Below are 8351 nucleotides of genomic sequence, written 5' to 3'. Positions count from 1 at the left end.
TTTATTTAGGACACATGTGATTAAATAGTTAGATCATCCATTCATCGCTAATTATCACTTATATTGATACTCGTTGCCACATGCACATGTTTACCTAAATTTGCTTCTTCTTCATCCTGTTGACGGATAAAATCAAGTAGTCGCTTCAATTCTCCATTGGCATCATCCCACCATTTAATGGACCATATCCTATGGAATATAAATCCATGTCTTTCAAGTTGCTCCTGGCGGAAGCTGTCCCAAGCGTAAGCTTCAGGACTGTTATGGTATTTCGCACCATCACACTCTATTGCGATGAGTGGTTTGTGGCTTATTTTTGATTTTACAACGATATCAATCCTAAAACCGCCTACGGAATGCTGCTGTTCTAAACGGTCTGCACCGATATGCTGTGCAAGTTGTTCGAATACTTCATCTTCAAATGGAGACTCAGACCCCAAGCTAAATTCCGCAGGTTCATACAGTTTATCTGTACAATACTGACTCAACAGCTGTAGAATGCCCCTTCGCAATTCGTCATTCCCCTCACTTACCGCTTTCGCATAGGTAAAGTAAGCGTACAGAATTCCACGGCCTTTATTGCCCTTCTGTTGGATAAGATTTGGGTACTGACCAACATACTCCTGCGGGAAAGAGGTACATACATATACCTTTGACCGTGCTCGAGTAATGATTACATTCAACATGCGATGTCCTTTGCCCTGTATAATCGGACCAAAGTTTTGACTAAACGAACCGTCAGCTTTCCGTCCAAATGTCGTTGAGAGAATGATAATATCTCGTTCGTCGCCCTGAATGTTTTCGAGGTTTTTAACAAAAAATGAATCCCCTGCCTGCGCCATTAAACTATCGAATACAGAATCGTTCTGACGAACTGCACTCAGTTCCTCCAGGATCAAGTTACGTTGGTAGATATTGAATGTAGCAACACCCACACTTGGAATACTATCTTTTGCATCCTTCATGATCTGTTGTAACAATTCGACCACTTTCAATGCCTCTTGCTTATTTACTTGTCCCTCATATAATCCATCAATCTGTAAGTATTCGATAGGCGTGTAATGCTCTTTCGCTGGGACAGGCATCAACCTATTTCCGTAGAACGCATGATTGGAGAAGTCGATAAGATAAGGGTGTTTCGAGCGATAATGGACTTTTAAATAAGACTCCACAAAACCCTTGTCTACAGCATAAGCTAGTAACGATTCGCTATCCGCAAGATTAAGCTGAGCCGCTTGTAGCGCAGTCCGATCTGAAAATTCATCCTCCGAATCTTCTATCTCATCATCAATCGGGTCAAGTAGCGCTCCACTTCCTTCGAAATAAGAGGACGGAGCCATCTGGTGCTTATCGCCGGAAACGATTTTAGCTTTTCCGCGTATCAGGGCCGCGTACGTATCTTCGATACGCAACTGGCTTGCCTCATCAAATATGACCACATCAAAAATTCCTTCCTCCAGTGGTAGGATAGAACTGCAGACAGATGGATTGACCAACAATACCGGGAAAAAATCTGTAAATAGTTCAAATTCTCTGTTCACAATAGTGCGGAGTGAATTGCGGCGCATTCCCTTCGATCCCTTTTTGTTAAACAAACTATTGATGTTTTGTCCTCTGGCTTTAAAATGTCCGACGGCGTCAGCTTGCCTTTCCGTCCATAAGGCAATAATACTATTCAGCTGTGCATGGTTAAACTCTTGTTTTTGCTGCTGATATTGTTGTAATTGGTAATCACTTTTTGGCAATTCCTGTGGCTCATTTGTCGTGAGTACCCAATACAGATACCAGCATTCAAATGCTTCCGCCCAATGATCTTTAAGATGGATGCTGATTCTGGTAATAAGCCTTTGTTGCGCTTCGTCCACTGAAAGAAAAAATGATTTCCACTCATGATAGATACGGAAATCACTCATATGGTCACTGAACGTTTTGATGGTATGCTTAATCTTATCACATAGTTCCTGTGCCGCCTGAAGACTTGTATACGGCAAAAATATCCCATTTGTTATATTTCCTGTTAACTGGTTACTTTCAATATCGTCAAACGAGTTTTGTAGACTCCGATAGGCATCAGCGCGTTCCGCGTAATAGTCACGAAAATTATTAAAATGCCTTAATTGAAAAGTTAGTCTTTCAGTTAGATAGGGTACTGCCTCAATCAGCCCATTGATATCAGTAACAGGAGTCGTTGGAACGATATTATAATCAGCGATTAGCATTTGCTCGATGCTATCCAGTTTTTGAAGTAGGGGAGCTATTTGCGCTTTTAGTTCACTCAGTTCAGTATGAAAATGATGATCATTAATATTAGACAAATAGTTACTGATCGTATGCGGGTATTGCTCTTTCCAAGTAGCTGTCTTTTGTCGGAGTTCCTCGATATTGTTTAGATAAATAGATAAATCAGTTGTTTCCAAATGATCGTTATATTGATGTTCAATATAATTTTTCTGAACATGGGCTGCTCTTACCTGCGCGATGCGATTCTTTAATTCGATCCTCGCTTGTTTTATTTGTTTATGCTTTCCCGAGAATATACTTAATATGCTTGTTTTAAATTTTGCACCACTACTATTATTTAATAAGTTATTGCCATATTGAGCAATGCTTGTTTCAGCGTAAGCAAGATAAGTTGATATTGCATTGCTTAGCGATGAATGATAGCTGCTATAATGTTGTCGCAAAGCATCCTCATATTGCTTGAAAAATTGTTGCGCTTTAATCCGAACTGTTTGTAATGCTAAGACAATTTCGTTGATCCGCTGCTCCTGAGGAAAAGAGGATGGTAATTCCTCTTCTTTCACTGAATCTCCAATACAAAATGCCATATAGGACCTGAAATCCTGCTGCATTATTGCGGGGATGCCACTCAAAAAATCATCAGCCCACCGCTTCCCACTCACTTGAAGTTCAGCAATAAGCTGTTCAATACCTGGTAGCTGTTTATGGGCGTATGCAATAAAATCCTCAATTCTTATACGTGATGGCCCTACCTGTTGATCTATAAATAGATCGTCTGCCAATGGTCTAAATATGGCATGGACCTGATGCGATTGCTTAAATAGATTATGGCTATGCTTTAAAATAACAAGTGTCCTTTCCAGTTCTGTGTGATCCTGAGCAAAATTAAAATCCTCTTTCGGTATAATATTCTTGAGCGGTACTTGATTAAAGTGTTTTAATAAAGTCAAATACCTTCCGACGATCTGCGGCCAACTCTTATCGCCGTAGACCGTTTGAGCTAAGGCAGCATGCTGTGCATTGATAAGTTCAGCTGATTCTTTGAGTTTTGATTTTATCGCATCATATTGGTTTTGGGCTTGCCTTCCTGAGATGTGAAACGGAACTCCGATCTGACGATCTCTGACGGAATCAACGATTGCTTCACGCGCATCGTTTACGTCATCAATTACACCTACCAGAGCGCCGATCTGAGGATTCGTACGTTCGATATTTGCTTTAATTACATCAAGCGCTGTTTTCTTTTCGCAGACAACAAGACATTTCAGTCCATTGGCAAGTGCATTTGTGATCAATGCAGTTAATGATTGACTTTTTCCGGTCCCCGGAGGGCCTTGTATTATTTGATTCGGTTCATTTCCCAGAGCACTTATTATGGCCTGTTGGCTGGGGTCTGTATCTACGGCGCTGAATGGTGTTGTCAATAGATTTTCCACTTTAAGCTCATCAAATTCAAAGGCATCGAAGCGATCCAATAAGCGGGAAATATCGGTAATAATACTTTCTTTTTGCGCTCTGAACAAACCAAAAATACCACCAAAATGAATGTAAGCTTTGTTATTGGCGATGGCATCTATCTGGGATGCTTCGGGTAATACATTGATAGCTGTTTCAAAGTTTTTGCTTAGCACCTCGAGTATCTGCTCTTTACTATTCGAATTGAGTGCTTCCAGTGCTTCAGCACAAGCGTTCACTAATTCGTTGCTATCAATCAGTGCGTCATCTAAGGCTTCATTGGTCAGACTGGGCAGTGTGATGTCATCTTCACTTTTTATAAAAGAAAGGAGGACTTCATTGATACTGATCGGGTGAATATCTGAATCCGCTATTTTTCCATTCGCTTGAACCACTTTATTGCGCAAAAAAGACCATTCATTGACTTTGTTTTTAGATTTAACGGCCTCTAGTTGCCAAATGAATAATGGAGCCTTTATGATCTTAGAAGGGTCTTTTGAAGATCTTTTTATAAGAATAGGATAGCCGAATCCGAGGGTCTTCATCCCATGTTCTTTAAAATAATCCTCATTTTCTATGATGATGGAGTTCAGTCGTTTAGAAATGACTGTCAGTTTCTTTTGAGTCTCCGCGTCTTTTTCATTGAGGTCTATCTTATCAAATGAAATCTTAAACTCAAAGTTTGCTTTGGTCAACAAGGTGTCCAAAAAAAATTTGGCGAGACCATCCTCAATGAGGTCGAGCTGCTGCAGGTCTAACCGTGTGGCCAACCTTCCTGGCAATGCATTTAAATGAATAGAACGGGCGTTACCGCCTTTTAATTTACTTTGTAAAGATTGCAGGAAAATCTTGGATGACATAATTGTAATATTTGTATTTAACCTAATATACAAATATTCGGTACAATTAGCAATGCAATCAATTGCTGGTCTCCTAGAATACCAATTATAAGAGTCCTGCTCTCCGCTTTACCATCTTGCTCTACTCGGAATCTGTAATGGGTATTTGGCCGATACGGTTAGTCATGGGAAGGGAGGCATTTTAATGGTAAAAGCATAGTCCTATCGTCAAAGTAATTGTTTGAATAGCTGAAAATTTTCATCATCAAAACAAACTATTGTAATTAGTTTGATTGTCGTATTTGATGCAAGAAACTGATTTATCGCGTTAATCGATATTTGGGCAGCCAATTCCTTCGGGAATCTGTATATACCTGTGCTGATATTCGGAAAAGCAATTGTTGTACAGTTATTATCCGCAGCCAGTCGAAGAGAGTTGAAGTAACAATTTGCCAGGAGGTTCTTTTCATTCTTTTGGCCGCCGTTCCAAACAGGACCGACGGTGTGGATGACATATTTAGCCTGTAGATTGCCAGCGGTGGTGATAACTGCTTCACCCGTTTTGCAGCCCCCTTGTCTAGCTACTATCATTCGGCATTCTTCCAGAATAGCTGAACCACCCGCTCGGTGAATGGCACCATCTACACCGCCACCACCAAGTAAGGAGCTGTTTGCAGCGTTTACGATTGCATCTACTTCGACCTTAGTGATATCTCCTTTAACAACGTTTACTATTTTGTTCATTTGGTATGGATAATGTTCGGAAATTTGCATTGGCGTATCCGATGACAATAATATTTTAAATTTAATAAAAGTTACCCATTAAATCTTCCTTTATCAACTTAACGCAATATTGGTTTCTTCTTTTGTAAAAATTAGCTAGAATAATGTGATTAAATAATATTCATAACGTTAGTACAGATCGTCAATTTTATTGTTGTCTGTTTCGATATCAATATGTAAATTTATTACGCCATAGGCCATATAACATTTTAATTTACATGAAGATCCTATTTATTTTTTTAGTCTCACTGCTATTCGTTTATCCATCGTTTTCACAAAGCGATAAATTGTTAGGTCAATGGGTTTTAGACTTTGCGCTGACTGAACAAAATTCGCTTGTTCCTCTAGATAATCCCTATTTTTCCAATGAGGTTATCTATGAAATAAGTCGGAATAAGATGAAGATATCAGCTTTTACATTTGACGCGAAATACATTGGCGATAACGAGATCGACCTGGGTCATATGAAGCTAAATTATACATTCAGCGATGGCTATTTGACAGTTATTGAGAAGGGTACTGAAATCAAACTCTATTTTTTAAAGAGAGACGATTTTGTTAACAAATATCCTGAATTTGAAGAAGAACGCATACTTAGTGGGGGTAGAGAATTATATATTGCAAATACGCTTTCCAAATTAGTATTCGATAATGGAACCATAGATCCCAATTCTTTTATCACGAATGGGGCACCACTATTGAAAAAGAAAACATCCAAAAATTACTTTATGAAGGCCGCGTTTATACTTGACCGGCGTAATCAGATTTCAAATATTGTTGTTTCAAACATTGAAGAGGATGACATCAGGCAACAAGTCATAAAATCAATAGAACGTTGCAGTAAATTTTATAAAAATTATACGGGGAAAGATTTATTGATCACATTACCTTTTAATTTTTTTAAAATGTATCAGTTTTTTGATCCTGAAACCAAAAGAGTTTATCGAGCCATCGGCAGAACCGCCAACCTACGTAACCTTTCCGGTAAAGGTTTTACCCAGTGCACCCACCAGAACCTGAGCTTCCTGCCCGATACGGATCTGGCTGAGCTGGTTTTCGGGTATATAGGCATTTACTTTTACCCTGTTGATATCGGATACAACCAATACAGGCGTTCCGGTTGAAACAATTTCCCCACGCTCTGCCAATTTGCGTAATAATATTCCGCTGATTGGAGAATATAGATGGGTATCGGCAAGGTTTTTTCCCAGTAATTTTTGTTGTGCTTTGGCACCTTGCAGGGTAAAGTCGATTTTTTTAAAATCGCTTTCGCTAAGGCTGTTTCGGTCGTGCATGAGTTTAAGCCTAGTGTACTCATCGCTTGCCTGGTTCACTTGTACATCGGTAATCTCTTTGGCAATGCTGTAGTTGGAAGGATCGAGTGGTGCGATGAGTTGTCCCTGTCCGACGTTCTGTCCTTCGTTCACGTTGATCCCGTCAATCTTCCCGGCAACCATAAAGCCCAGTCGTACCGTCTTGTTTCCTTCGATGTTACCGCTTACAGAGATATTGGAGGCATATGAATTTTCCTCTATTTTCTGGGCAACTACCGAAAAGGGTCTCGTTTCCTCTTTTGTGTCTCCTTCTGTGTTCTTACATGAACATAATGTCAGTATAGAACCTACGATCAAGGAGATATAACCTAATCTTGCTTTATCTTGCTTTCATTTTTATTTTTTTAATGATTTTGATATAATTGATGGTAATGATATGAATGTTGCGGTTGTCAATGCCGATAAAGTGGAGTTCGGAACATATACTCTATCTTTCTTCCTCTGCCAGATCAAGATGGAATTCCATTTGTTTTTTGGTGTTGATATTGATAATAGCTTCCAGTGTTTCCTGTCGGTGGGAACTTTCGTAGCAGGTCAAAAAACGAGTTGGAAAACGTTTGGTCAGGATATCCAGTTATTCTTTGAAGACAAACCCATAATTGTCGGAAACATAGAGCAGCGTTAAATGCTCCCCATACAAACGGTCATCTTTGAGCCGCTCCACCAGCATCAGGAAAACGGTATTGATCCCATCGCTGTCGGCAACGAGGACAAGGTGTTTATCCGTGGTTTCTTTTACCTTTTGCATCTCTTTAAAATTTGATAATGCAAAGGACGTAAGCTTTTTTGGGTTGATTTTTTAGATATCTAAAAAAATGAGGAAGAGAAGATTTTTTTTTTAACAATTAAGGGAGGATTTTGCTGAGTTTTTGCAAAATCCTCCCTTAAATATATATGGTATTATCTTAGGCTATTTGGCAGCTAAAATGTCCAATTTTTCAATAGACGGAGGTGTTGCCAATAGGTCTGGTGCATTTTCCATTAATGCTTTTGCGATCTTACCGCCAAGGTGTGCCTCTCTGCCTTCTTCGTTTGAAAAAGTATCGTAAATACCGAAGGTAGAAGCATCAATACGGAATGCATACCACGTAACAGTACCGGCTTCTTCAAGAGCAAGCGGTAATGCTCCTTTAATAAAATCTTCAACGTTTTTTTCTTGGCCGGCCTTTGCTTCCAACCGAACTAACAATCCTAATTTTTTCATTGTTTTTATTTTTTAGTTAAAAAATTCTTTAATGAAACAAAATTAGAAAAAACCAGCGCTGCTTCGTTTATTAGTTTAGTTCAATAAGTTATGAAAAGAGGTCAATTTGAGTGGATGTGGTTGGGGCTATATCCAAATTCATTTTTAAAGGCTGCACTAAAATTTGACAAGCTGCCATAGCCAAAGTCCATAAAAATTTCGGAAGGTGTGACTTGGTTATTATGTAACAATTCTTTGGCCTTGTTAAGCCGTTTTTGCTGAAACCATTTCCCCGGAGATTTCTGGTATATACTTATAAATTTTCTCTTAAAAGTAGAGGCACTCATATTGCACAGAAAGGCTATTTCGTCAATACTCAAGTTCGTATAAAGGTTCTTTTCAATTATCATCACTTGCGTCCTAAACGTTTAAAAAATGGCGGTGTTTTGATATAGCGAGATCGCTATATTTAAATCACAAAATTATAACACACCCCATGATAAATTTAAATGTTTT

At 39.0% G+C, this 8351-nt stretch carries 6 protein-coding genes; all 6 read right to left on the bottom strand.

All coding sequences use genetic code 11. The features are described from left to right. Nucleotides 1-47: 47 nt before the first annotated feature. Complete coding sequence (locus B3E92_RS02190) at nt 48-4556, bottom strand: AAA domain-containing protein (protein WP_286895137.1); 4509 nt, start codon at nt 4554-4556, stop codon at nt 48-50. Between the two features lie 207 nt (nt 4557-4763). Next, the gene (locus B3E92_RS02185; RefSeq protein WP_286895135.1) at nt 4764-5279 is read right to left on the bottom strand and encodes an O-acetyl-ADP-ribose deacetylase; all 516 of its coding nucleotides are present in this window, start codon (nt 5277-5279) and stop codon (nt 4764-4766) included. Between the two features lie 1007 nt (nt 5280-6286). After that, nucleotides 6287-6949: an efflux RND transporter periplasmic adaptor subunit gene (locus B3E92_RS02180; RefSeq protein ID WP_286895133.1), complete on the bottom strand. Its 663-nt coding sequence runs from the start codon at nt 6947-6949 to the stop codon at nt 6287-6289. Between the two features lie 277 nt (nt 6950-7226). Continuing rightward, entirely contained in the window at nt 7227-7400 is a 174-nt protein-coding gene (locus B3E92_RS02175) for a hypothetical protein (protein ID WP_286895131.1), read from the bottom strand. A gap of 162 nt (nt 7401-7562) precedes the next feature. After that, nucleotides 7563-7856 (bottom strand): putative quinol monooxygenase, encoded by a 294-nt coding sequence (locus B3E92_RS02170; RefSeq protein WP_286895129.1) that lies wholly within the window; start codon nt 7854-7856, stop codon nt 7563-7565. A 101-nt stretch (nt 7857-7957) separates the two neighbouring features. Then, nucleotides 7958-8245 (bottom strand): helix-turn-helix domain-containing protein, encoded by a 288-nt coding sequence (locus B3E92_RS02165; RefSeq protein ID WP_286895139.1) that lies wholly within the window; start codon nt 8243-8245, stop codon nt 7958-7960. Between the last annotated feature and the right edge of the window lie 106 nt (nt 8246-8351).

Source organism: Sphingobacterium sp. UBA6317 (genome assembly GCF_002440385.1).
GTDB classification, from domain to species: domain Bacteria; phylum Bacteroidota; class Bacteroidia; order Sphingobacteriales; family Sphingobacteriaceae; genus Sphingobacterium; species Sphingobacterium multivorum.
This window is presented reverse-complemented; position numbering and strand designations above follow the sequence as displayed.